At 39.2% G+C, this 23,125-nt stretch carries 28 protein-coding genes; 19 read left to right on the plus strand and 9 right to left on the minus strand.

Annotation, left to right across the window (positions count from 1 at the left end; translation table 11 throughout):
* Window positions 1-18: 18 nt before the first annotated feature.
* A complete protein-coding gene (locus ACJJVM_RS03645) occupies window positions 19-1,653 on the minus strand; it encodes a TldD/PmbA family protein (protein ID WP_035327914.1) in 1,635 nt (544 codons plus the stop codon).
* Window positions 1,654-1,882: 229 nt separating this feature from the next.
* A complete protein-coding gene (locus ACJJVM_RS03650; protein WP_405210842.1) occupies window positions 1,883-2,329 on the minus strand; it encodes a Na(+)-translocating NADH-quinone reductase subunit F in 447 nt (148 codons plus the stop codon).
* Window positions 2,330-2,689: 360 nt separating this feature from the next.
* On the opposite strand from ACJJVM_RS03650, the gene ACJJVM_RS03655 reads away from it, so the two are divergent.
* Together ACJJVM_RS03655 and ACJJVM_RS03660 are read left to right on the plus strand one after the other, a co-directional pair.
* Window positions 2,690-4,276 carry a hypothetical protein gene (locus ACJJVM_RS03655; RefSeq protein WP_405210843.1) on the plus strand — a complete coding sequence of 529 codons (1,587 nt, stop codon included), beginning with the start codon at window positions 2,690-2,692 and terminating at the stop codon, window positions 4,274-4,276.
* An 82-nt stretch (window positions 4,277-4,358) separates the two neighbouring features.
* Window positions 4,359-6,179, plus strand: coding sequence for a cytochrome c peroxidase (locus tag ACJJVM_RS03660; protein WP_405210844.1), 1,821 nt, complete (start codon window positions 4,359-4,361; stop codon window positions 6,177-6,179).
* Between the two features lie 82 nt (window positions 6,180-6,261).
* On the opposite strand, the gene ACJJVM_RS03665 is transcribed toward ACJJVM_RS03660, so the two are convergent.
* The 4 genes from ACJJVM_RS03665 to ACJJVM_RS03680 all read right to left on the minus strand — a co-directional run bounded on the left by ACJJVM_RS03665 (window position 6,262) and on the right by ACJJVM_RS03680 (window position 8,311).
* Window positions 6,262-6,705, minus strand: a complete 444-nt coding sequence (locus tag ACJJVM_RS03665; RefSeq protein ID WP_405210845.1) for a rhodanese-like domain-containing protein — start codon at window positions 6,703-6,705, stop codon at window positions 6,262-6,264.
* Between the two features lie 3 nt (window positions 6,706-6,708).
* The gene (locus ACJJVM_RS03670) at window positions 6,709-7,014 is read right to left on the minus strand and encodes a rhodanese-like domain-containing protein (RefSeq protein WP_298352257.1); all 306 of its coding nucleotides are present in this window, start codon (window positions 7,012-7,014) and stop codon (window positions 6,709-6,711) included.
* 167 nt (window positions 7,015-7,181) lie between these two features.
* Entirely contained in the window at window positions 7,182-7,805 is a 624-nt protein-coding gene (locus tag ACJJVM_RS03675; protein WP_405210846.1) for a thioredoxin family protein, read from the minus strand.
* Window positions 7,806-7,807: 2 nt separating this feature from the next.
* The gene (locus ACJJVM_RS03680) at window positions 7,808-8,311 is read right to left on the minus strand and encodes a redoxin domain-containing protein (protein ID WP_405210847.1); all 504 of its coding nucleotides are present in this window, start codon (window positions 8,309-8,311) and stop codon (window positions 7,808-7,810) included.
* A gap of 167 nt (window positions 8,312-8,478) precedes the next feature.
* On the opposite strand from ACJJVM_RS03680, the gene ACJJVM_RS03685 reads away from it, so the two are divergent.
* The 12 genes from ACJJVM_RS03685 to ACJJVM_RS03740 all read left to right on the plus strand — a co-directional run bounded on the left by ACJJVM_RS03685 (window position 8,479) and on the right by ACJJVM_RS03740 (window position 17,304).
* Window positions 8,479-8,940 (plus strand): MarR family winged helix-turn-helix transcriptional regulator, encoded by a 462-nt coding sequence (locus ACJJVM_RS03685; protein WP_405210848.1) that lies wholly within the window; start codon window positions 8,479-8,481, stop codon window positions 8,938-8,940.
* A gap of 4 nt (window positions 8,941-8,944) precedes the next feature.
* Complete coding sequence (locus ACJJVM_RS03690; RefSeq protein ID WP_298352246.1) at window positions 8,945-9,517, plus strand: YceI family protein; 573 nt, start codon at window positions 8,945-8,947, stop codon at window positions 9,515-9,517.
* A gap of 241 nt (window positions 9,518-9,758) precedes the next feature.
* Entirely contained in the window at window positions 9,759-11,156 is a 1,398-nt protein-coding gene (locus tag ACJJVM_RS03695) for an anthranilate synthase component I family protein (protein ID WP_405210849.1), read from the plus strand.
* 3 nt (window positions 11,157-11,159) lie between these two features.
* Window positions 11,160-11,729, plus strand: coding sequence for an anthranilate synthase component II (locus ACJJVM_RS03700; RefSeq protein ID WP_405210850.1), 570 nt, complete (start codon window positions 11,160-11,162; stop codon window positions 11,727-11,729).
* A gap of 11 nt (window positions 11,730-11,740) precedes the next feature.
* Window positions 11,741-12,262: a hypothetical protein gene (locus ACJJVM_RS03705; protein WP_299148148.1), complete on the plus strand. Its 522-nt coding sequence runs from the start codon at window positions 11,741-11,743 to the stop codon at window positions 12,260-12,262.
* Window positions 12,262-13,254: an anthranilate phosphoribosyltransferase gene (trpD, locus tag ACJJVM_RS03710; protein ID WP_405210851.1), complete on the plus strand. Its 993-nt coding sequence runs from the start codon at window positions 12,262-12,264 to the stop codon at window positions 13,252-13,254. Before ACJJVM_RS03705 ends, trpD begins: the two co-directional genes overlap by 1 nt.
* 1 nt (window position 13,255) lies before the next feature.
* Window positions 13,256-14,035, plus strand: coding sequence for an indole-3-glycerol phosphate synthase TrpC (gene trpC / locus ACJJVM_RS03715; RefSeq protein ID WP_405210852.1), 780 nt, complete (start codon window positions 13,256-13,258; stop codon window positions 14,033-14,035).
* Window positions 14,035-14,424 (plus strand): hypothetical protein, encoded by a 390-nt coding sequence (locus ACJJVM_RS03720; protein WP_405210853.1) that lies wholly within the window; start codon window positions 14,035-14,037, stop codon window positions 14,422-14,424. Before trpC ends, ACJJVM_RS03720 begins: the two co-directional genes overlap by 1 nt.
* Window positions 14,425-14,441: 17 nt before the next feature.
* On the plus strand, window positions 14,442-15,050 hold the full coding sequence (locus ACJJVM_RS03725; protein WP_405210854.1) for a phosphoribosylanthranilate isomerase: 609 nt from the start codon (window positions 14,442-14,444) through the stop codon (window positions 15,048-15,050).
* Window positions 15,047-16,246: a tryptophan synthase subunit beta gene (gene trpB, locus ACJJVM_RS03730; protein WP_405210855.1), complete on the plus strand. Its 1,200-nt coding sequence runs from the start codon at window positions 15,047-15,049 to the stop codon at window positions 16,244-16,246. Before ACJJVM_RS03725 ends, trpB begins: the two co-directional genes overlap by 4 nt.
* 77 nt (window positions 16,247-16,323) lie before the next feature.
* Window positions 16,324-17,085 (plus strand): tryptophan synthase subunit alpha, encoded by a 762-nt coding sequence (trpA, locus tag ACJJVM_RS03735; RefSeq protein WP_405210856.1) that lies wholly within the window; start codon window positions 16,324-16,326, stop codon window positions 17,083-17,085.
* Between the two features lie 78 nt (window positions 17,086-17,163).
* Complete coding sequence (locus tag ACJJVM_RS03740; RefSeq protein ID WP_157496178.1) at window positions 17,164-17,304, plus strand: hypothetical protein; 141 nt, start codon at window positions 17,164-17,166, stop codon at window positions 17,302-17,304.
* A gap of 76 nt (window positions 17,305-17,380) precedes the next feature.
* Here ACJJVM_RS03740 and coaD read toward each other — a convergent pair whose 3' ends face one another.
* On the minus strand, window positions 17,381-17,878 hold the full coding sequence (gene coaD, locus ACJJVM_RS03745) for a pantetheine-phosphate adenylyltransferase (protein ID WP_375253482.1): 498 nt from the start codon (window positions 17,876-17,878) through the stop codon (window positions 17,381-17,383).
* Between the two features lie 62 nt (window positions 17,879-17,940).
* A complete protein-coding gene (locus ACJJVM_RS03750) occupies window positions 17,941-18,987 on the minus strand; it encodes a D-alanine--D-alanine ligase (protein ID WP_405212170.1) in 1,047 nt (348 codons plus the stop codon).
* Between the two features lie 79 nt (window positions 18,988-19,066).
* On the opposite strand from ACJJVM_RS03750, the gene ACJJVM_RS03755 reads away from it, so the two are divergent.
* The 4 genes from ACJJVM_RS03755 (at window position 19,067) to ACJJVM_RS03770 (ending at window position 22,294) form a co-directional block, all read left to right on the plus strand.
* Window positions 19,067-19,660 carry a PASTA domain-containing protein gene (locus tag ACJJVM_RS03755; RefSeq protein ID WP_035327865.1) on the plus strand — a complete coding sequence of 198 codons (594 nt, stop codon included), beginning with the start codon at window positions 19,067-19,069 and terminating at the stop codon, window positions 19,658-19,660.
* A gap of 3 nt (window positions 19,661-19,663) precedes the next feature.
* Entirely contained in the window at window positions 19,664-20,707 is a 1,044-nt protein-coding gene (locus tag ACJJVM_RS03760; RefSeq protein ID WP_038599909.1) for an RluA family pseudouridine synthase, read from the plus strand.
* Between the two features lie 336 nt (window positions 20,708-21,043).
* A complete protein-coding gene (gene yaaA / locus ACJJVM_RS03765; protein WP_038599903.1) occupies window positions 21,044-21,808 on the plus strand; it encodes a peroxide stress protein YaaA in 765 nt (254 codons plus the stop codon).
* A 3-nt stretch (window positions 21,809-21,811) separates the two neighbouring features.
* On the plus strand, window positions 21,812-22,294 hold the full coding sequence (locus ACJJVM_RS03770) for a hypothetical protein (RefSeq protein WP_405210857.1): 483 nt from the start codon (window positions 21,812-21,814) through the stop codon (window positions 22,292-22,294).
* On the opposite strand, the gene ACJJVM_RS03775 is transcribed toward ACJJVM_RS03770, so the two are convergent.
* On the minus strand, window positions 22,291-22,410 hold the full coding sequence (locus ACJJVM_RS03775; protein WP_035327856.1) for a 30S ribosomal protein THX: 120 nt from the start codon (window positions 22,408-22,410) through the stop codon (window positions 22,291-22,293). The two genes, ACJJVM_RS03770 and ACJJVM_RS03775, sit on opposite strands and share 4 nt — an antisense overlap.
* A 41-nt stretch (window positions 22,411-22,451) precedes the next feature.
* Between ACJJVM_RS03775 and ACJJVM_RS03780 the strand changes: the two genes are divergently transcribed.
* On the plus strand, window positions 22,452-23,114 hold the full coding sequence (locus ACJJVM_RS03780) for a uracil-DNA glycosylase family protein (protein ID WP_405210858.1): 663 nt from the start codon (window positions 22,452-22,454) through the stop codon (window positions 23,112-23,114).
* The last annotated feature ends 11 nt before the right edge of the window (window positions 23,115-23,125 follow it).

Below are 23,125 nucleotides of genomic sequence, written 5' to 3' on the forward strand. Positions count from 1 at the left end.
TTCTTTTAAAAGTTAGACTTATACCGTACGCCCGGTATTAATTACATTAATATCATTAAATCTTGAAGTCGAGCTCCCGTGAGATACTGCACTTACTTGTGATGGTTGCCCCTTCCCGTCAAAGAAAGAACCAAAAAGACGATAGTCATCCTTATCACAAATCTTAGCACAAGAGTTCCAGAACTCTTGCGTGTTAGACTGGTAAGCAACATCATTAAGCATACCTGCTATCTTACCATCTTTAATCTCGTAGTACATCGTCCCTCCAAACTGGAAGTTATAACGCTGCTGGTCTATAGAGTAAGATCCTCTACCGGCTATGTAGATTCCTTTTTCTACATCTTTAATCATATCGTTTATAGAATATGGTTCTTTACCAGGCTCTAGAGAGATATTAGGCATACGCTGGAACTGAACATCATTCCAACTCTGTGCATAACAGCAACCGTGAGACTCGTTTTGATCTATCATTTTTACTTGATCACGTATTGCTTGATAGTTTACTAGTACACCGTTACGTATAATGTCCCACTTTTTAGTTTTTACACCTTCGTCATCCCATCCTACGGCTCCTAGTGATCCTACTTGTGTTTTATCTGCCACAATATTTACAAGGTCGCTACCGTACTTGAAGTTTTTAGACTTCCATTTATCTATAGTGGCAAAGCTTGTACCTGCATAGTTTGCTTCATATCCTAGTACTCGATCTAGTTCTGTAGGGTGACCTACAGACTCGTGTATGGTTAATCCTAAGTGGTTAGGCTCTAGTACAAGATCGTACTTACCAGCATCTACAGACTTTGCTGTAAGCATTTCTCTTGCTTGCTTTGCTGCAGTGGTAGCATCTTCTACCATATCATAGCTGCCTCTATATAATTTAAGCCCTTCTGGACCTTCTAGTTTTTCTGACGCAAGACCATCTAGATACTCATACCCCATTCCCATAGGTGCACTCATAGCTTGTCTAGTCTTAAACTTACCTCCACCTACAGCAGTTACACCAAATGTAGGCCAGATGCGATGTACATCTTGATCTATGTACGAACCTTCTGTAGAGGCAAAATATTTTTGTTCATTTACCATAAACAAGGCAGAGTTTACAAAGTTTGCTCCGCTAGATTGTGCAGCAGCATTTGCAGTGAGTAGTAAATCTACTTTCTCTGAAACTGGCACTTCTTTAAAATCTTTTTTGATAGGGGTTTTCCAAGAGACTTCACCATATGATGCCTCTGGTGCAAGTACTACTGGCTCTGTTTGAAACTTTGAGTTTGCTTTTGCTATTGCGACTGCTTGCTCTGTTGCTTTTTTAATACCGTCTGGTGAGACATCATTTGTAGATGCAAATCCCCAAGTACCATTTGCAATCACACGCACTCCTATTCCAAAAGACTCTGTGTTTACAACCCCTTGTACTTTATCTTCTCTAGTACGTACAAACTGGTTGAGATATCTACCTATACGAGCATCTGCATAAGAAGCTCCTAGGCTTTTTGCTGTGTTAAGAGCAACATCTGCCATTTGTTTTTTCATTAGTATATCCATTCCTGGTTCTAGGAGTGCCTCTGTAGGGATGTTATTTCCCATTAACAGGGAAGGCATCATCACAGCACCAGCACCCATTCCGGCTAGTTGGACAAAGTTTCTTCTTTTCATAAGATTGTCTGTATTAGATTGCGTTTGTTAGATATTCTTAACAAATAATGTTAAAAGCACCATAATATCAGAATTAATACGAAATCTAGCTAAAATCGTTATGCTAATAAAAACTTAAAATTTTCTTAAACCTATGATATACTCACCCAGAGACACCTCTTTTAAATGTCAAAAAGGTGTCTTTTAAATATCGTAAATCACAAACAGTAAGAGGATTACTTTTTAAGGTTTAAACCGTAGCGTGTGTTACAGAGCTTAGGTTTGTATGTAGTAACTTCTGTTCAATCTCCATAACATCTTCTACACCATCTAGCTCACATAAAAAAGCAATAACGGCACGCATACCATTATATAAGGTTTCTTGCGATGTAGGATGTTGTGGTCGTTTTGACTTTCGCGTAAGCGGTAACTCATACCCACACGCTTTTAAGAAAACGGCTTCTATTTCTAATAGCTCGCTAGGGAGATATCCATAAAGCCTGCGGCCAAAACCCTCATTAACCTTCCCCACATAATTAAGCTGTAAAGAGCCGTGTGTGTCTGTAAAGTGCTTCCAGGCATCTACCGTGTCACATATAGTACCCACCGCGCAAGCTGTACAACACTCGGGATTGAGCTTCCCCGTGTATAACGCAGTGTACAATTTATCAAGTGCTTGTTCTAATCTAGGCGTCATTTTTTCTTTTAAAATTACGACATCTCACTTAAAAGCGGTGTTAAAAGATGCATTCCGCTTTCGCGAAAGCGAAAACCAAACTCTTAAAAGTAAAGCGGCTCATTGCCGAAAGGTCTGTCCAATCTAAAAATGACCCTTCAATAATGATAGGTTTTACCCGTATAAAATAGAAATATCAAAAAACCAAAAGGTTAACTCTACGTAAAATCTGTCTTTAAATTAATGTAAAATCAGTAACAATAAATACACATCAATTTAATATAAAAGCTACGCTTAATTAACCTGTAAAAAGAGATACAATTCTAATTTAGACCCTCATACAAACACACAAATTAACCACTCAAAAAAAATTATTTTACAATGAAAACTTTCAAATCAGTTTTTTTAAGTCTGCTTTTTGTAGCAGCAACAGCAGCTTTCACAAGTTGTGAAGATGGCGTAGATGGAATGAATGGTCTGGACGGAATAGACGGTGTAGACGGACAAGATGGCGCAGATGGACAAGACGGTGCAGACGGGTCAAATGGAGAAGATGGTGTAGATGGAGAAGATTTTGAACCAGGAGAAACTATGTTTTCTGACAAGTCTCCTACGGCTCCACTTGTAGCAATGAGCTCACAGTTTAACTACGTAGAGGCTTTCTCACTTGTATCTACTCCAGATGTAATAGGAGGAGATTTTCAACTTGCAGGATCTGCAGATGGTGCAGGATTCTTACAAGATGGAGAAGACTACATATTTGTAACAAACTGTGAAGACAGTTATGCAGTTGCACGTATCCGTTTTGACCAGAACTTAATGCCTATCTCTGGAGATTACTTACTAGACTCTGGAGTAGCAGACTTTGCACGCCAGTGTAGTGCTACTATGTGGGAAGCAGATATACACGGTGGTACAGAAGACATTTTCTTAAGTGCTTCAGAAAGTATACACTATGATGTAAAGGCTATAGACCCTAGAACGTCTACTCCAACACCTCAAGCAGATTTTGGTCTTGATGCACTAGGAGAATTCTCTTGGGAAAACGCAACTCCATTACCACAAAACGCTTATCCAGGTGCTACAGTAATAGTAGGTGGTGATGATGACTCTAGTAACTCAGAAGGTCAAGTATCTATGTACTACTCTACTGCTAGTGATGCAGATTTTACAGGTGGTTCTATTTACGTATTACGTCTTAAGCAAGTAGGTGACGGTGCTGGTAACGTTGTAGATGTTGCTCCTAACACTGCTTACAACGAGTCTTCACTAGACTTCCAGACAGAATATGACGTAGAGTTTGTTGAGATACCTAACGGTGCTGCTCTTACTAAAAATGAAATGGAAAGCGCGTGTAATGACGTATTTGCTTCTCAGTTTATGAGAGTAGAAGATGTAGATTACCAAAAAGGATCTGATGCAAATGGTAGAAACGTATACTTTGCAGTTACAGGTCGTGGTCCAGGTCAAGGTACTTACAATGACTGGGGAACGGTATACAAGTTAAACCTAGATGAAACAAACCCACTAGAAGGTAAACTTACTCAAATCATAAGTGGTAATACAGATACAAACAATCAAGATGGTAACCTGGCAGCTTTACAAAGCCCAGATAATATCACTGTAACTGAGAACTTTGTATATGTACAAGAAGATCCTAACTCTTTTTCTAGAGGTCACGCAGCATACATCTACCAGTCTGACTTAAATGGTGTAAACATACAGCAAGTACTTGAGCTTGTAGTACGTCAAGACCTTGCAGATGATAATAGCACAGGACTTAGTGGAGAGTTTGGAGCACTTCTAGATATATCAGATAAAGTAGGAGTGCCTAACACTTTTATATTAAACATACAGCCACATTACTGGAGAAACAGTGACTTTGCTGGACTTGATGGACATATCAACTCTACATATGAAGATAACCAAGCATCTCAAGTAGTTTTACTTAAAGGTTTACCTAGATAATATCCTCCCGGATTAGCCATTCGGAAATACTAAAAGCGCAATCCCTTTAAGGTGATTGCGCTTTAATTATAATTACATTGTTATGAATTACTTACGTTTATTAGTTTGCCTACTAGCGATACCCTTAACCCTTTCTTGCAAGCAAGAGCAAGACACTTCATATAAAAAAAATATAGCCCCAGACTGGGAAGCTGCAAGAGCTATTTACTTACAAGAACTAAATAATGCCCTCGCAGGTCTTGACTCTCTTAATGAGATTACGGCATCACATCCAGATGCCAAAAAGATTTTTAACAACGCTAGACTTGCGTTTAAAAAAGCAGAACCCTACGCCTCTTACCTCAACCCAGAAGTAGGTCATCGTGCAAATGGACCGGCCTTACCTATTTATAAAGAGGACAATGACCGCACAATGAATCCTGTAGGTCTACAAAAGATAGAAGAATCTATCTATGAAGGAGGAACACCAACTCCACAATACAAAAAAGAACTAAAGATTACCACAGGCCTACTCGCTACTCTAAAAAAGAATATAGAAAAGCGAGCTCTTACACCACAACGCTATTTTATAGCTACACACCAGCAACTGTTACGTGTACTTAGTTTTTCTATATCTGGTTTTGACACACCTGTAAGCCAACTAGGCATTACAGAAGGTGCTGCTTCATTACAAAACCTTGTAGACACTTATAAAGTAACGATACAACCTATCATAAAAGAGAAGGATACCACACTAGACCAGACCTTTATAAATCAGGTCGACAAAGCAATAGCTTTTATGAGTTCTAATACAGATTATAATAGCTTTGACCGTTATACCTTTGTGAGCACTCACCTCTCTCCTATTACAAAAACTTGGGTAGCTATAAGAAAAACTAGCGACCTATGGGAAGGGACAACAAATACACCTTTTAACTTTGATGCGCCTACCTTTTTTGAAAATAACAGTTTTAATACGGAATTCTTTACTCCTAACGTAAATAAGAATCCTACAGAGGCTCAAATCGCCTTAGGTAAAAAATTGTTTTTTGATGATAAGCTCTCTGCAAATGGTACAATGGCTTGTGCTACGTGTCACATTCCAGCAAAGGCCTACACAGATGGAATGGTCGTAAACCTCTCTAACGCAGGTAAAAATTTACAGCGCAACACACCTACCCTCATAAATACCGTTTTCCAGCAAAACTTCTTTGCAGACGGTCGCTCTCCTACATTAATAGATCAAGTATCTTCTGTTTTTACAAACAAGGATGAGTTTAACTCAAACGTGCACGAGTTTTCAAAAGAGGTACTAAAAGACAGTACGTATATCACACTTTTTGACGAGGCATATGGAGGTGTTTCAAAAAGAAATATTGATGTAATAAAAGCCATCTCGTCATATGTAAGTACGCTCAATAGTTTTGACTCAAAATTTGATAAAAATATGCGTGGCGATGAGCGTTCATTTACATCAAGTGAGCAACGAGGTATGAACTTGTTTATGGGGAAAGCCCTTTGTGCAACTTGTCACTTTATGCCACTTACTAATGGTACAGTACCACCATTTTATGCAGAGACAGAGCGCGAAGTAATAGGCGTACCAGAAACCGCACAAAATAAAATGCTAGATGATGACTTAGGTTACTACTGGCGTTTTAAAGAAGAGCTCCACAAGGGGATGTTTAAAACACCTACGGTACGTAACGCTGCAGTAACTGGACCCTATATGCATAACGGTGTATATAGCACGCTAGAAGAGGTTATGGATTTTTATAATAAAGGTGGCGGTGGTGGCCTAGGGTTTGACCTTGAGCATCAAACGCTTCCCTTTGATAATCTTAATCTATCAGAGCAAGAACTTCAGGATCTGGTGGCTTTTATTAAAACACTTACAGCGACTAATGTTGATGAAGTGTATTAGATTGATATAGATTCCGCTTTCGCGAAAGCGTAAAAAAACCCCATCCTACTAAGATGGGGTTTATACTTTTTATGAGTATGTGTTACTCTACGGCCTTGCCACTAGCCTTCCAGCTGGTAAGACCACCTTTAAGATCATAAATGGCAGTAAAACCAGCCTCTTCTAGTTGTTTTGCACATCTGGCACTACGACCACCTTTTGCACAATATACATATACGGGCTCATCTTTATCTAGAGTCTCTAGCTGTGACTGCCAGTTTGCATTGTTCATCTCAAAATGCTTTGCACCTTTAATATGGCCACTCTCCCACTCGCGGTCGGTACGTACATCTACCAGTTGGATTTCTTGAGCACTCATCGCTGTCTCAAGCTCATCTGAAGAAATGCGATTGATGACTACCTTTTGCTCTTGCACTTCACTAACTGAAGCTTCTGGCGATGCTTGCTGTGAGGTCGCTTGGTTACAAGACAAAGCCATCATCATAATTGCAATAACACTACAAATGTGAGTTACTTTCTTTCTCATACTCTAGTTATTTTCGCTCCAGGCCATATAGCCTCCTAGCAAGTTATATGTAGTCTCAAAACCTAGCTGTCCCATAAGTGCACACGCTTGAGCACTACGTGCTCCAGAGCGACAATAAACGTAGTAGTTTTTATCTTTATCTAGTTTTTCTACCTCATCTATAAAGCCTTGGCCTTGGTATATATCTATAACCTTTGCTCCTTCTATGATACCATTTTCTGTTTCTTCTTCTGTACGCACGTCTAGTATTACGGCGTCTTTATCTTGAGCGATTTTTTCTTCCCATTCTGGGATTGTAAGATCTTTCATAATTCTTCTTTATTATAAGTACGGTAGTGTACCCTTGTTATATTTCAAATTTACTTTATTAAACTGAATATGGCTTGAGGCATATTACATATTTTAAATACGCTACGTAAAACATAAAAAGGTGAGCAATAGCTCACCTTTTTATGTAGTATCTAGTTATTTTAAGTCTATGATTTTATAGAACATCCTATAGCCTTTGTTTCGGTTACTTGTACACTTTTTCCGGCGAGTAAGGCATCTACAGCGTCTTCTACATATCGTTCTGTAACTGCTCCCGCATCACGTGTATTATTATCTATAGCTCCTATGTATTTTACTATATTTTTCCCTTGCTTTTTTTGAGTCACATACACGTGAGGGGTTTTTGTAGCTCCATATTTTGGATATACCTCTTGCCCATCGTCAAGTAAATAAGGGAATGTAAATCCTTTTTCTCGTGCTCGTTGTTGCATAGACTTAAAACTATCTCCAGGTTTAATGTGTGGGTCATTAGGATTTATAGCTATCACCGGGTAGCCTAGTGACTTGTACTTTTTATCTAATGCAATGATTCTGTCTTCGTTTGCTATAGAAAATGGACAAGTATTGCACGTAAAGATTATTATAAACCCTTTGGCATTTTCATAATCCTTAAGCGATACCATACTGTTATCTACATTACGTAGATAAAAATCTGTTGCATCATCACCTATACTGTAACCGCTCTTTGCACTTTTTACAACGGCATTTGCTGCAAATGCAGAAACAACTACCACTAAGGCAAGTAGTGTTAAAATTTTAAAAGTCTTCATTTTTAATTTAATATATATTTCAATTCACTTTCTAACAAGCCATATGTAAATGATTGTTCATAAAAGCGTTTTCTTTTATCACCTATAATAAGTGTTGCCGGTAAGGCTCCACTCCAGTTCTTATCTACTTTAGGTATCCATCTGTTTGCATCTCCATCGTCTAAAAACACAACCTCAGATTGCAATTCTTTTTTTGCTACAAATGCTTTGAGATGATCCATCTGTTCTGGGAAGTCAAGACTCACTAAAAGAATTTTCACATCTTGATCTGCATAAGTATCTCCTAGTTTTTCAAAAGCTGGTAACTCCTTAATACAAGGAGCACACCAGGTAGCCCAAAAATTTACCACAAGTGTCTCAGATGGATGATTTTTTATATAACTATCAAGCTCGTTATAATCAAACATCTTTATATCTGCCCCTTCTACATAATTATATGCTTTAGTTTCTACTTCTTTTTTACAAGAGATAGTACTGAGAACCAATATGAATAATAAAAATCGCATTGCACAAAATTATACTGATAATCAATTTTTTAAACACCTATTAACAGACTTTAGTAATCGATTGTTAAGATAATGGAAAAACACCCAAGGCTGTTTAACGTTAAAAATATCTAAACATAGATATTCTATTGCAAAATAATAATACATTTGTATATACAAATATTGTAATGACAATAGAAGAACACATAAAAACCACGAGTCTCAAGCCCTCACAAAGGCTTATTATCAACCTAGCCTATACAGCACAATGGTCTAATGATATATTATTAATGGCATTAAAGCCTTATGATATATCATTACAGCAGTTTAATGTATTACGCATATTACGTGGGCAAAAAGGAAAACCTGCAAACCTATCTACTCTCAATGACCGTATGGTTACAAAAGCAAGTAACACAACACGCCTAGTAGATAAACTACTCAAAAAAGAACTTGTAAATCGCAGTACGTGCCCCTCAAACCGTCGTAAAATTGAAATTACAATTACAGAGGCTGGCTTGTCATTACTTAATGAGTTAGACAGAGTTGTGACTCAAGCCGAAAATAAAATAACTACTCAACTAGACAATAATGAGATAGAGCAGCTCAATAACTTGCTCAATAAACTAAGAACAGAAACTAAAAATTAGAAAAATGAAAAAGAAAATCACAACAGCATTCTTAGCTCTTATCGTAACCACTGGAGCCATTGCAAACACAGAACCGGTAGAAAAAACAGTAAACGTAAAAGAAAGCACTATTACTTGGACTGGTAAAAAGGTACTAGGACAACACACAGGTACTATTAACCTAAAGTCTGGAACACTTGAAATGGATGGTGACCAGCTAGTAGGTGGTAACTTTGTAGTAGATATGACTACCATTGCGGTAACAGACTTAAAAGCTGGCGAAGGAAAAGAAAAACTAGAAGGACACTTAAACTCTGCAGACTTCTTTGATACTACAAACCATAGCGAGGCTACATTTGTTATCACAGAAGTAGCAAAAAGTGGTAACGGTTACAGCGTAGTAGGTGACCTCACTATAAAAGGAACTACACTTCCTACAAAGGTTAATATGACTATAGAGAATGGCGTAGCCACTACCGTTTTTAATGTAGATCGCACAAAATATGGTGTACGTTATGGCTCTGCATCGTTTTTTGACAACTTAAAAGACAATGCTATTTCAGATAATTTTGAGCTTGCAGTGAGCTTGACACTCTAATAATTTCCTAATTATTCCCCCGTAAAAAGCTCAGTGTATATTTTTTATCCATTGGGCTTTTTTATTATAAAATCGCTCCCTATCTTTACATCATAAATGAAAAACAATACAGTACATACTTGGTGGTGGATTACACAACAATCGTTGTCGTAAGCACGCACCTATGTACCATTCATATACAGCCTGTCTTTACGACAGGCTTTTTTTTTGTTCTCAATTTTGAGAAAACAATATGTAACAAATGAAATATCAATTAACTACATTTTCAAAAAGACTCCTAGCAGATACCATCACTCCTGTATCGGTATACTTAAGGCTGCGCGATCGTTTTCCTAATAGTTTACTGCTCGAGAGTAGTGACTACCACGCAAATGATAATAGCTTCTCTTACATATGCTGCAACCCTATCGCCTCTATAAGCGTGGGCGATGGTATAATCACACAGCAATTTCCCGATGGCAAGAAGGAGGAAATTACAATCACAGCAGAGACTAATGTTGTGGGGGTTTTAGACGCTTTCGCGAAAGCGTTCTCATCTACAAAGACAGCACACAAATTCATTAACAATGGCTTGTTTGGTTACCTATCGTATGATTCTGTACAGTACTTTGAAGATATAGAAATCGCCAAAAAAGAAGGAGATCTGCACATACCGGATATTTACTACGCCGTTTACCAAAACATTATCGCTATTAATCATTTTAATAATGAGGCGCATATATTTTGTCACAACATAACGGGAGACAATAATATCGATGAGATTGAGCAGCTTTTAAAATCAAAAAACTTTGCAGAGTTTAACTTCAACCGAAAGAACGAACTCACCAGCAACATCACAGATGCCGATTATAAAGCACTCGTAGAAACTTGTAAAAAGCACTGCCAGCGTGGGGATGTTTTTCAGATTGTGCCTAGTAAACGTTTCTCTCAGCAATTTACCGGAGATGAGTTTAATGTATACAGAGCTTTGCGCAGTGTTAACCCGTCGCCATATCTATTTTATTTTGACTACGGAGATTATAAAATCTTTGGCTCATCACCAGAAGCTCAGATTATTGTGCAAGATGGTCTCGCAGAGATTCACCCTATTGCAGGTACTTTTAAACGTACCGGTAATGATGAGCAAGACGCCATACTTGCAAAAGAACTAGCCAAAGACGAAAAAGAAAACTCAGAACACGTGATGCTCGTTGATCTTGCTCGTAATGACTTATCACGCAATGGTCACGATGTAAAGGTAGACACCTATCGTGAGGTGCAGTTTTTCTCACACGTGATACACCTCGTGAGTAAGGTAACGGGACAAATGCACGAGGGTAGCAATACCTTACAAGTGGTAGCAGACACCTTTCCAGCAGGAACACTCAGTGGTGCGCCTAAGCATATGGCAATGCAGCTACTTGAGAAGTATGAAAACCGCAATCGCACCTTCTACGGCGGAGCGATAGGTTTTATGGATTTTTACGGTAATTTTAATCACGCTATTATCATACGTTCTTTCTTAAGTAAAAATCACACCCTACACTGGCAAGCAGGTGCTGGAGTGGTATCTGGCAGTGATCCCGCTAAAGAATTACAAGAAGTTTACAACAAATTAGGAGCGCTTAATAAAGCACTTGACATCGCAGAAGATATTTAGACAATGAAAAAGATATTAGTAATAGACAACTATGATTCCTTTGTGTACAACCTTGTGCACTACCTAGAAGAATTAGATTGCATCGTTACCGTAAAACGTAATGACCAGTTTGCGCTTGAAGAGTGCGAGCAGTATGATAAAATATTACTTTCTCCAGGCCCTGGTATTCCAGAAGAAGCTGGACTGCTCAAGCAAGTAATACAAACTTATGGAGGAAGAAAACCTATACTTGGCGTTTGCCTTGGGCAACAAGCCATAGGTGAAGTGTACGGAGGCACGCTTATCAATCTAGATAAGGTTTTTCACGGTGTCGCAACACAAGTGAGTATCACGCAGCCAGATACAGTACTTTTTAAAGACCTTGGTGAAGAAATAGCCGTAGGGCGTTACCACTCGTGGGTGGTAGCTACAGAAGATTTTCCGCCAGCATTAGAAGTTACTGCGGTAGATGAAAATGGCCAGATAATGGCACTGCGTCACAGAGAACTTGATATACGCGGTGTACAGTTTCACCCAGAATCTGTACTTACTCCAGAAGGAAAAACAATGATTAAAAATTGGGTGATTAGTTAATACTATATACGATGAGATTTACATTATTTCTACTAGCAAGTTGTTTTCTATTAATAGGTGGTTGTGAGAGCACAAAATCAACACCTAAAGAAACTACAAAACCTGCGACACCCGTGGTCGTAATAGAAGCCGAACCTGAGCCTCTTAAAGAAGTGGTAGAAGATGAGAATGTAGATGTCTATAAAAACCTGATTTTTAATACAAAACTTGGTGTAAGTCCTAAGCGACCTAACTGGGTACTTTTTTCAAACGGAACCTATATTATTTTCCCTACGGGAACCAGTAAAGAAGATATGCGTAAAAGCGCATTAGGTTTCTTGCAACGATTTACAAGCGAGACTGCTTCTGTAAGAAAGTCACCACTTACAAAAGGCTGGATAGCAAGCACACCAAAGGGAGTTTACAATTACGTAGCACTTAACCAAGCTAGTTCAAGACTAGCAACAGATCAAGAACTAGCAACAATAGGATTGCAAAACATAAAGAAAGACAAAGCAGACCCTATTATTGTTCACATCAACACGCCTAAATAATGAAAACCATACTTAATAGATTAATTAACCACGACCAACTCACAAAAGCCGAAAGCCGTGAGGTTCTCGTAAACATCTCTGAGGGTAAATACAACCAGAGTCAGATTGCTTCTTTTCTTACCGTTTATATGATGCGTAGCATTACGGTGGAGGAGCTAGAAGGTTTTAGAGATGCCTTGCTGGATCTTTGCCTTGCCGTAGATTTTTCTGAGTATAATGCCATAGATCTTTGTGGTACAGGTGGTGATGGTAAAGACACTTTTAATATCTCGACACTCTCTAGCTTTGTAACAGCAGGTGCTGGTGTGCACGTGACTAAGCACGGTAACTATGGAGTGAGCTCTGTAAGTGGGAGTAGTAATGTGATGGAGTATCTAGGCATAAAATTTAGTAATGACAAGGACTTCTTGAAGCGCTCTATGGATGAGGTAGGGATGTGTGTTCTACACGCACCACTCTTCCACCCTGCTATGAAAAACGTAGGCCCTATACGTCGAGAGCTAGGTGTAAAAACCTTTTTTAATATGCTAGGCCCTATGGTTAATCCCGCATTCCCGAGCAACCAGCTAGTGGGAGTTTTTAACCTAGAACTCGCAAGAATGTATGGATATTTATATCAAAAAGGAGATAAAAACTTTACCATACTGCACGCCCTAGACGGTTATGATGAGATATCACTTACAGGAGCTACAAAGGCTATTACAAATGAAACAGAGCTTATGCTCACACCTAGAGATTTTGGTGTAAATGCACACGCTCAAAAAGATATTTATGGTGGTGACTCTGTTGAGTCTTCGGCGCAAATATTTACAAATGTAATTTCTGGTAAAGGTACCCAGGCACAAAATAATGTGGTGTGTGCAAACGCTGGGATGGCTATTGCGACTGTAAAAGGGCTAACACCTTTACAAGGTTTTGAACAAGCAAAAGAGAGCTTACTCTCTGGTAAAGCCGCACAAAAACTCAAACAACTTCAAGCCCTAAGCAACTAAGATGACGATACTAGATAAAATTACAGCAGATAAAATCAAGGAAGTAGCTTTAAGAAAAAGTCTCATCCCTGTGAGCCAGCTAGAGCAATCTGTGCTTTTTGAGAGAGCTACGGCATCACTTGCAAAAGCAATAACCGCAGGCTCTGGAATTATTGCAGAGCATAAAAGAAGGTCTCCTAGCAAGTCTGTTATAAACAACAGCCTGAGCGTGCAAGATGTCGCAAGCGGTTATGAGCAGGCAGGCGTGAGCGGGATGTCTGTACTCACAGATGGAAAATATTTTGGCGGCTCGCTAGACGACTTATTACTTGCCAGAGCAGCAGCACAGTTTCCGCTATTGCGTAAGGAATTTATAGTAGATGAATACCAGATTCTTGAAGCCAAAGCCTACGGTGCAGATGCTATATTACTTATTGCAGCTACGCTTTCGCGAAAGCAAATAGAGCAGTTTTCAACCTTTGCAAAAGGTCTTGGTCTCGATGTGCTTTGTGAATCTCATAATGAACAAGAATTACAGAAGTCCATTATGCCCTCTGTAGATATGCTAGGCATCAATAACCGAAACCTAAAAACCTTTGAGGTAAGCCTAGAGACGAGCAAAGAACTCATCAAGCAAATTCCAGATGAGTTTGTAAAAGTGTCAGAAAGTGGTATCAGTTCTGTAGAGGCGATCAAGGAATTAAAGCCACACGGTTTTCAAGGTTTCCTTATAGGTGAAAATTTTATGAAAACAGATAACCCAGGAGAGAGCGCAGCAACTTTTATAAAGCAACTAGATTAATGATAAACGTTCCTTACTCTAACAAGCAGCTACGCTACTACCTCTGGACTGGCCTGGCTTACACCATACTCGGACTTATAACCATTATCATAGAAGGTGATTTTGGTGCTCTTGATTGGTTTTTCCCTTGGGGAATTTTACATCTCATAGTTTATGCAATATTAAAACGTCAGGGATGGCTCCAAATAAATCAATCAAGTATTACCATAAAAGGTTTTTTTGGCATCGGAAAGAAAGAGCTTGCTTTTTCAAAACTGACTAAGAAAAAATATTTTGCGGGAGATTATATACTCGCTCAAGGCACTAAGGAAGTTGCCCTCACTAGAGAGTTCCTTACTCCACAAGCAAAAGAAATATTAGATAATCTCATAGAGAAAGACGCAAAATGAAAATCAAAATATGCGGTATGAAATATAACACACAAGAGGTCGCTGCGTTGCAGCCAGACTATCTTGGCTTCATATTTTATGAGAAGAGCAAACGAGATTTTGGCGACCTAGAGATTCCAGAATTACCTGAGGGAATTGACCGCGTAGGAGTTTTTGTAGATGCTGATATTGCTTTCGCGAAAGCGAAAATAACACAGCACAACCTCAACGTAATTCAGTTACACGGGAGCGAATCCCCTGAATACATAAAAGAACTTCAAGGTTGTCTGGTCGAGCACAGTCGAGACCTCAAGATTTGGAAAGTTTTTGGAATCAAAGACAGTTTTTACTTTGAGCAGCTCACACCTTATGAGGGCCTTGTAGATGCTTTCCTTTTTGATACAAAGGGAAAAGAAAAAGGAGGCAACGGCTACACCTTTGACTGGAGTGTGTTAAAAAATTACACCTCTCAAACGCCTATCATTTTAAGTGGCGGCATAGGACTAGAAGAAGTAGAAAAAGTAAAAGAAATACTGGCAACAGATTTGCCTATTATCGCACTAGACGTAAATAGCAAGTTTGAGGATAAACCAGGATTAAAAAATATTGAAAAATTAACCGAATTTAAAAAAGTATTGCAGCTATGATACTAGAAAATAACACCAGTTACCAGGCAGACGAGAGAGGGTACTACGGAGACTTTGGCGGAGCATTTATTCCAGAGATGCTCTATCCTAATGTAGAAGAACTGCGCTCTCAGTATGTGCAAATTATGCAGGAGCCTTCTTTTCAAGAAGAGTTTAAACAACTCTTAAAAAATTATGTAGGTCGTCCTACACCACTTTATTATGCAAAACGCTTTAGCGATAAGTATGGCACAAAGGTATATCTCAAAAGGGAAGATCTCTGTCATACCGGAGCTCATAAAGTAAATAATACCATAGGCCAGATTCTTATGGCTAAGCGACTAGGTAAGAACCGCATTATCGCAGAGACTGGCGCGGGACAGCACGGTGTTGCAACAGCAACGGTGTGTGCACTTATGGGACTAGAGTGTATCGTGTATATGGGCGCTGTAGATATTGAGCGCCAAGCGCCTAACGTGGCTCGTATGAAAATGCTAGGAGCAACCGTGCGACCAGCGATGTCTGGAAGTAGGACCTTAAAAGACGCGACTAACGAAGCAATACGCGACTGGATTAATAACCCAGTAAACACACATTACATCATAGGTTCTGTGGTGGGACCACACCCTTATCCAGATATGGTGGCTCGTTTTCAGTCGGTGATATCTGAGGAGACTAAGAAGCAGTTGCTAGAAAAAGAAGGAAAAGAAAATCCAGATTATGTAGTAGCCTGTGTGGGTGGTGGTAGTAACGCCGCTGGATTATATTACCATTATCTTGATGAACCAGAAGTGGGTATCATTGCGGTAGAGGCTGCTGGTAAAGGAGTGGATACTGGTGAGAGTGCTGCAACATCTGCACTAGGACGCGAGGGTATTATACACGGGAGTAAGACCTTATTAATGCAAACAGACGATGGGCAGATTACAGAGCCTTATTCTATCTCTGCTGGTCTTGATTACCCTGGTGTAGGACCTATGCACGCAAACCTCTTCCGCTCTGGGCGTGGGGAGTTTATCTCTGTCACAGATGCAGATGCGATGACCGCTGGACTAGAGCTCAGTAAACTAGAAGGTATTATCCCTGCAATCGAGACAAGTCACGCACTTGCCATTTTTGAAACTAGAAAATTCAAAAATGACGATATCGTAGTGATCAATCTTTCGGGACGTGGTGATAAGGATTTAAATACGTTTATAGAATATTTTAATTTATAGAACTACGCTTTCGCGAAAGCGAAATAAACATCAATATTAATTCCCGCTTAGGCAGGAATGACAAAATATGTATTCAGATGAATAGAATAAAAGAAAAATTACAAGAAGATAAAAAGCTACTAAGTTTATACTTCACTGCTGGATATCCAGCCATAGATGATACTGTTTCTGTCCTAACGCAGCTTCAAGAAAGCGGTGTAGATATGGTGGAGATAGGATTACCATTTTCAGATCCGCTGGCAGATGGACCTACTATTCAAGAGTCAAGTACTGCCGCACTTCATAATGGGATGACTACCGAAAAGTTGTTTAGCCAGTTAGACGGTATTCGTGAGACCATACATATCCCACTTATTGTGATGGGTTACTTTAACCCGATGTTACAATATGGGGTTGAGAAATTCTGTAAGCGTTGTCAAGAAATAGGGATAGATGGTATTATTATGCCGGACTTACCACTAGCCGAATATGAAGCGGAGTATAAAGAGATTTTTGAAAAGTACGGACTTATTAATGTATTCCTAATCACACCACAAACTAGTGACGCGCGTATACAACAGATAGAGGCCGCGAGTGATGGGTTTATCTATATGGTGAGTAGTGCGAGTACGACGGGCGCTACTAGCGGTTTTGGTAACAGCACAGAAGATTACTTTAAACGTATTGCAGCTATGAATCTTAACAATCCGCAGATTGTAGGTTTTGGGATAAGTAATGAGGAAACTTTTAAGGCAGCCACTACCCATCAAAAAGGAGCCATTATAGGAAGTGCTTTTATAAAGCATATTACTAAGAATGGAGCAAACAGTGTGGCTAGCTTTGTAGAAACCATAAGATAATCAACACTTTAACCTAAGACTAACAAGCCTTTAAGACGAATTAACAACCGTGATTTTTATCTTTATATCAACTTAAAAATGAAAAAGATTATGGAACGTAAATTTGAAAGAAAAGTAGAGCAAACTAACCCGACCAATCCAACGGGGAATATAAATCAAACTACAAACGACTTTGATATCGATAAAAAGACCATCAAAGAACAGCAGAATAAGAAGTAATTAGGTTTTAGATTATATATATAAATGGTAAAAGCCGCCCAGTGGGCGGCTTTTTTATGGATCAAGGTTTTGAGCTTTATTTTGCTTTTGCTTGTATCTCTTTCCAGATTTTATTTGCACAAGGCTCAACCACATCGGGTACCAGACCAGAGCAGTCACCACCGTTACGTATTACATCACGTACTATGGAAGAAGATATATAGCTCTTACCAGAACTCGTAAGTAAGAATACGGTCTCGATACCAGATAATTTTCTGTTAGTATGGGCGATTGCCTTTTCAAACTCAAAATCTCCAGGATTACGCAGTCCTCTTAAAATGAACTCGCTTTCTTGCTCTTTACAAAAGTCTATAGTAAGACCTTTATAGGTCATTACTTTAATGCGTGGCTCATCTTTAAACGTATCTTCTAGAAACTGCTTGCGCTGCTCTAGAGAAAACATATATTTTTTATCTGAGTTGACACCTATAGCAAGTATTATCTCGTCAAAGAGCGTAAGACCTCGTTCTATTATATCGTAATGCCCAAGTGTAATGGGATCAAAACTCCCCGGAAATACTGCCTTTCTTTTCATAATCTTAATCTTAATGTGATTCCCGCAAAAGCGAGAATCTCAAGGATACTACCTCTGTAAATTTAACTGTTATTTCTAATTGCTACTTCTATAGCTTTGCCGAAAACTTCTGTAAGTGATAATCCTGCTGCTTTAAACTCTCTTGGGATGATACTTTCCTTTGATAACCCAGGATTAGTATTTACCTCTACAAAATGTGGTTTACCCTCGTGAAAGATAAAATCTATGCGGCAAATTCCCTTAAGACCCAGCAATTCATAAATACCCTTTGTAAGTCCCTGCACATCTGCCGTCTCACGCTCATCTAGTCTTGCTGGCACAATCTCTTGTGATTTTCCAGAGTACTTTGCTTCTAGGCTAAAGAAGTCTCCATCTGGTACAATCTCACAAACTGGAAGCACCTCTGCCCCATTGCCAAAATCATACACTCCTACAGATACTTCTGTCCCGCTCAAAAATGACTCAATCAAAACCTGATTATCTTCCTTAAAGGCATTATCTAGCGCCGCTATAAGATCACCCTCTTTGTACACCTTACTCACTCCATAACTAGAACCTGCACGGTTAGGCTTTACAAAACAAGGGTAGCCCACTTTTAAGGCTAGTGAATTTTTAAAAGGCATATCAATCTCATCGCCCTTATTTACGTATACAGATTGCGCCATTGGCACGCCATATGAACTCAATACGCTTAGCGTGTCACGCTTATTAAACGTCATTGCACTCTCATAAAAACCACAACTTGTCTGTGGGATTCCTAGCAATTCTAAGTAGGCTTGTAATTTTCCGTCCTCGCCTGGCGTTCCGTGTATGGTATTGTAACAAGCTTGGAATGTTACCTTTTTCGCGGAAGCGTCCTTAAAGCTAAAGTCACCTTTATCTATCGTAAATCGTTCACCATCTACCACACAAAACCACCCATCGATAAGGATGTGCACGGCATATACTTGGTATTTTTCTCTATCTAAAGAGGCTACTACGGTGGCACCACTGTTAAGCGATATTTTATACTCGCTACTGTAGCCACCCATTAAAACGGCGATATTTTTTTTCTGCACTTTCGTGAAAATTTTAAAGGAGACAACTAAATCTATCTCATTAACGTACATTGTAAAAATAGGTATAATCATACCTACGCCAAATAGGCTGTCAATTTTATATATTTGCACCTCTAACCACATCCCATTTATGAGTTTTGTAAAATTTCTAGTAAGCAAAGCATTTGTAAAACAAATCGCCCTTGCCATCATTATCGTAATTGCCTTAATTTTTATCACCAGATGGTGGTTAGGTAGTACCACAAATCACGATGAGCGCATTGCCGTGCCTAATGTAAAAGGGATGACACTAGACCTCGTGAGTCAAGAACTAGAAAATGCAGAGCTGCGCTACTTTATCATAGACAGTGCAAATTTTAACCCAGATTACCCTAAGTACTCTGTCATAGATCAAGAGCCTAACGCTGGTAAATTTGTAAAAGAAAACAGACAGATATACTTAGTGCTTAACCCTTCTGGTTATCAAAAAATGACCATCCCTCCTATTGTGGGAAAAACACGCCGCCAGGCAGAACCTACACTTAAAGCCCTAGGTTTTAAAATAGGAAAAATCACCTACGTAGACTGGATAGGTGAAGACGAGGTAAGAGACTTGAGACACAAAGGAAAAAAAGTAAAAGCAGGAGATCGCTTAGAAAAAACATCTGTGATAGACCTCGTACTAGGTAATGGTAAAGGGGATTACCGAGATGCTATTTCTAATAACGCATCTGACGATAATTAAACAATGAACGAAGAACAACCCATAGGTCCAGAACCTCAAGACGATGAGCTATATGAGCATTATAGCTTTACTGCCAGTAAAGGTCAAGAACCGCTACGCGTAGATAAGTTCTTAATGAACTTTGTAGAAAATGCTACACGTAATAAAATACAAAAGGCTGCCAAAAATGGTAGCATACAAGTAAACAACAAAGTTGTAAAACAAAATTACAAGGTAAAAGCAGGAGATGTGGTACGCGCAATGTTTGAGCACCCGCCACACGAGTTTTTACTCACTCCAGAAGATATCCCACTAGATATTATTTATGAAGATGATGATCTTCTCGTGGTAAACAAGCCTGCCGGTATGGTCGTGCACCCAGGTCACGGTAACTACTCTGGCACCTTGATTAATGCACTTATACACCACATAGATAATCTACCTAATAACTCTAGCGAGCGCCCAGGACTTGTACACCGTATAGATAAAGACACCAGCGGTCTTCTAGTGGTAGCAAAGACGGAGCACGCGATGACCCACCTCTCAAAGCAGTTTTTTAATAAAACGACAGAGCGTGAGTATGTGGCCATCGTATGGGGTAACGTGGTAGATGATGAGGGTACGATAGAAGGTAACATAGGTCGTCACCCTAAAAACCGCCTTCAGAACACCGTTTTTAAAGATGATGAGGAGGAGCAAGGAAAACCTGCTGTTACACACTACAAAGTACTAGAGCGCCTAGGATATGTAACTCAGGTGGCTTGCAAGCTAGAGACTGGACGCACACACCAGATACGTGTGCATATGAAGTACATAGGTCACACCCTTTTTAATGATGAGCGTTACGGTGGTAATGCAATATTAAAAGGAACCTCATTTACAAAGTACAAGCAGTTTGTAGAAAACTGTTTTAAAATATTACCACGCCAGGCACTACACGCAAAAACACTAGGTTTTGTGCACCCCACCACAGGCGAGTACAAACGTTTTGAAACCCCCGTACCAGAAGATATGGCGGGCTGTATAGAAAAGTGGCGCGCCTATGCCGTACATAGTAAAGAGCAATAAGATTTTTTTACGCTTTCGCGAAAGCTTACTCATAGCAACAAGAAGCAACTCTTTCTAGGGTTGCTTTTTTGTTTTGTGGTACTTACGTAAGTTTTGGTAGTAATATTTAAATACAGATAAACACCTAGCTCAACCTTCCCCTTCAAAGGGAAAGAGCTAGAAGTCTCCCTTTGAAGGGAGATTTAGAGGGATGTTGAACATTTGGTATTATTAAATCTTACATCTTTATAAATCAAATACCACATTAAACTACCAATCCCACCATAACCAAAAACAATAGCCAAGCACTTAATTATAAGACATAATTGCTAACTTTGATACAAAAGAAAAACACCTATGAAAATCGTTGTATCGCCAGCAAAGTCACTTAATTTTGAAGATAAGCTACCTACTACGCGTGCTACACAGCCGCAGTTTTTAGAGCAAGCAGAAAAGCTTAACAGCAAGCTTTCTAATACGACAAAAAAAGAGATTCAAGACCTGATGCACATCAGTGAGAAGCTTGCAGACTTAAACTACCAGCGATACCAAGATTTTACCACTCCTTTTACAAAAAAGAATGCGAGGCCAGCCGTGTACACCTTTGATGGTGATGTATACACGGGACTTGATGCCTATACCCTACCTACAGAAAAGCTTGACAAACTTCAAGACACTTTACGTATTTTAAGTGGGATGTACGGGATCTTACGACCGCTAGATTTAATGCAGGCTTACCGCCTTGAGATGGGTACAAAACTAGAGTACTACAGTAATAAAAATTTATACGAGTTTTGGGGAGACACCCTTACCGAAGCGCTTAATAAAGAACTTAAAGATGATGAGCTTTTTGTAAACCTTGCGAGTCAAGAGTACTTTAAATCTATAAAACCTAAGCAGCTCAAAGTACCCGTAATCACACCTATCTTTAAAGATTTTAAAAACGGGAAACTCAAGATTATTTCATTCTTTGCAAAAAAAGCCCGTGGCTCGATGGTGCGTTATATTATAGATAAGGATGTAAACACAATAGACGGTCTCAAAGGTTTTGATTATGACGGCTACGCCTACAGCGCAGAAGAGTCTAATGAAGATAAAAACGAATTTGTATTTACAAGGTAATCGATGCTAAGATCACTAATTATAGCGCTGTTTGTTCTCACTAGTGTACCAGTAATTGCTTGCACCTGTGCAAAAGACCCGAAGGTTTCAAAAAAAGAAGAAATTACAGAAAAGTACAAACGAGCCGATGTCGTTTTTAGCGGTAATCTTATAAAGAAAGAAGTACTTAATAAAGCACGCAAGCGCAGTAGCGGAGATCCCGTGCGTTATACCTTTGAAATTATCAAGCAGTACAAGGGCTCTTTTTCTAAAAGCACGATTGAGATACTTTCTGAAGCTTCTGGAAGTAGTTGTGGCTATGTATTTAGTGAAGGTTTGACTTACTTAATGTATACAAGAGCTAGTTCACATTTTAATGATAGATTTCCACAGCTGGTAGATGATAAAAATGCACATACAACCAGTCTCTGTTCTGGGAATATGCTTAGAAAAAAGGTAGACAAAAAACAACTACGCATTTTAAAAAGACTAAAAGCAAAAGGTTAAACCTTCTCCATTTTTGCAGCTTCTTTAGCTTTTTTACGTCCTTTCTTTCGGCGGCGTGCGCCAAAGGTCCCTCTACTTATCTTGCCTCGTCGTGATTTTTTATCTCCGCGTCCCATAATGCTATTGTTTCCTTTCAATTTACGAACTTTACGAGCATATGTCAAGACCTTTTAAGCATACACATCCCTACCCGCCATTTAATCTAGAGAAAGCAACCAAGCTTATTGTGGGTACATTACCGCCACCACGCTTTACAACGGGTGACTTAAAAGTGGGTGATGTAGATTTTAGTTACGGTAGCATAGACGGGCAATTGTGGCCCATACTTAATAAAATTTTTGACTTAAACCTCACATTTGAGACTACGGCAGAAGCCATAAACCAGCGCAAGGCATTTCTAAAATCAAGAAACATAGGTGTTTGTGACATTGTAGCCTCTTCAGAGAGACAAAAAATAGATGCCTCAGACGTAGGGATGAGTAACATCACACTGCGCGATATCTTTGGTTATCTCTCTAAACATACACAAGTAGACACTCTATTATTTACCGGCGGAAACAGTAAAAATGGCCCAGAGTATTTCTTTAGAAAAGCTTGTAAAGAAAAACAGGTGCGCCTTAAGGTTGTAAGCGATGTAGTACCTAGAGTACACAACTTTGACTGGGAAGGTCGTACTATCAAAACGGTATCACTCACAGCACCATCTGGAGCAGCAAATAGAGCCGTGGGAAGCCTGGCTCTTTATAAAAAACTAAAGACAGAAAATCCTGACTTTAACACCATAGATTTTAGAGTATTACAATACACTCCTTTTTTCTAAAAGCTAGATTA

This window comes from Dokdonia sp. Asnod2-E02 (assembly GCF_045063915.1).
Lineage (GTDB): Bacteria > Bacteroidota > Bacteroidia > Flavobacteriales > Flavobacteriaceae > Dokdonia.

What these genes read in the sequence shown, in the direction of transcription:
- trpC (WP_405210852.1), top strand. Translation starts at nt 13,256, where the DNA reads ATGACGATACTAGATAAAATTACAGCAGATAAAATCAAGGAAGTAGCT.
- ACJJVM_RS03665 (WP_405210845.1), bottom strand. Translation starts at nt 6,705, where the DNA reads ATGAGAAAGAAAGTAACTCACATTTGTAGTGTTATTGCAATTATGATG.
- ACJJVM_RS03755 (WP_035327865.1), top strand. Translation starts at nt 19,067, where the DNA reads ATGAGTTTTGTAAAATTTCTAGTAAGCAAAGCATTTGTAAAACAAATC.
- ACJJVM_RS03695 (WP_405210849.1), top strand. Translation starts at nt 9,759, where the DNA reads ATGAAATATCAATTAACTACATTTTCAAAAAGACTCCTAGCAGATACC.
- trpD (WP_405210851.1), top strand. Translation starts at nt 12,262, where the DNA reads ATGAAAACCATACTTAATAGATTAATTAACCACGACCAACTCACAAAA.
- ACJJVM_RS03720 (WP_405210853.1), top strand. Translation starts at nt 14,035, where the DNA reads ATGATAAACGTTCCTTACTCTAACAAGCAGCTACGCTACTACCTCTGG.
- ACJJVM_RS03760 (WP_038599909.1), top strand. Translation starts at nt 19,664, where the DNA reads ATGAACGAAGAACAACCCATAGGTCCAGAACCTCAAGACGATGAGCTA.
- ACJJVM_RS03660 (WP_405210844.1), top strand. Translation starts at nt 4,359, where the DNA reads ATGAATTACTTACGTTTATTAGTTTGCCTACTAGCGATACCCTTAACC.
- ACJJVM_RS03645 (WP_035327914.1), bottom strand. Translation starts at nt 1,653, where the DNA reads ATGAAAAGAAGAAACTTTGTCCAACTAGCCGGAATGGGTGCTGGTGCT.
- ACJJVM_RS03770 (WP_405210857.1), top strand. Translation starts at nt 21,812, where the DNA reads ATGCTAAGATCACTAATTATAGCGCTGTTTGTTCTCACTAGTGTACCA.
- ACJJVM_RS03690 (WP_298352246.1), top strand. Translation starts at nt 8,945, where the DNA reads ATGAAAAAGAAAATCACAACAGCATTCTTAGCTCTTATCGTAACCACT.
- ACJJVM_RS03780 (WP_405210858.1), top strand. Translation starts at nt 22,452, where the DNA reads ATGTCAAGACCTTTTAAGCATACACATCCCTACCCGCCATTTAATCTA.
- ACJJVM_RS03680 (WP_405210847.1), bottom strand. Translation starts at nt 8,311, where the DNA reads ATGCGATTTTTATTATTCATATTGGTTCTCAGTACTATCTCTTGTAAA.
- ACJJVM_RS03655 (WP_405210843.1), top strand. Translation starts at nt 2,690, where the DNA reads ATGAAAACTTTCAAATCAGTTTTTTTAAGTCTGCTTTTTGTAGCAGCA.
- ACJJVM_RS03650 (WP_405210842.1), bottom strand. Translation starts at nt 2,329, where the DNA reads ATGACGCCTAGATTAGAACAAGCACTTGATAAATTGTACACTGCGTTA.
- ACJJVM_RS03670 (WP_298352257.1), bottom strand. Translation starts at nt 7,014, where the DNA reads ATGAAAGATCTTACAATCCCAGAATGGGAAGAAAAAATCGCTCAAGAT.
- ACJJVM_RS03775 (WP_035327856.1), bottom strand. Translation starts at nt 22,410, where the DNA reads ATGGGACGCGGAGATAAAAAATCACGACGAGGCAAGATAAGTAGAGGG.
- coaD (WP_375253482.1), bottom strand. Translation starts at nt 17,878, where the DNA reads ATGAAAAGAAAGGCAGTATTTCCGGGGAGTTTTGATCCCATTACACTT.
- yaaA (WP_038599903.1), top strand. Translation starts at nt 21,044, where the DNA reads ATGAAAATCGTTGTATCGCCAGCAAAGTCACTTAATTTTGAAGATAAG.
- ACJJVM_RS03750 (WP_405212170.1), bottom strand. Translation starts at nt 18,987, where the DNA reads ATGTACGTTAATGAGATAGATTTAGTTGTCTCCTTTAAAATTTTCACG.
- ACJJVM_RS03700 (WP_405210850.1), top strand. Translation starts at nt 11,160, where the DNA reads ATGAAAAAGATATTAGTAATAGACAACTATGATTCCTTTGTGTACAAC.
- ACJJVM_RS03675 (WP_405210846.1), bottom strand. Translation starts at nt 7,805, where the DNA reads ATGAAGACTTTTAAAATTTTAACACTACTTGCCTTAGTGGTAGTTGTT.
- ACJJVM_RS03705 (WP_299148148.1), top strand. Translation starts at nt 11,741, where the DNA reads ATGAGATTTACATTATTTCTACTAGCAAGTTGTTTTCTATTAATAGGT.
- ACJJVM_RS03685 (WP_405210848.1), top strand. Translation starts at nt 8,479, where the DNA reads ATGACAATAGAAGAACACATAAAAACCACGAGTCTCAAGCCCTCACAA.
- ACJJVM_RS03725 (WP_405210854.1), top strand. Translation starts at nt 14,442, where the DNA reads ATGAAATATAACACACAAGAGGTCGCTGCGTTGCAGCCAGACTATCTT.
- trpB (WP_405210855.1), top strand. Translation starts at nt 15,047, where the DNA reads ATGATACTAGAAAATAACACCAGTTACCAGGCAGACGAGAGAGGGTAC.
- ACJJVM_RS03740 (WP_157496178.1), top strand. Translation starts at nt 17,164, where the DNA reads ATGAAAAAGATTATGGAACGTAAATTTGAAAGAAAAGTAGAGCAAACT.
- trpA (WP_405210856.1), top strand. Translation starts at nt 16,324, where the DNA reads ATGAATAGAATAAAAGAAAAATTACAAGAAGATAAAAAGCTACTAAGT.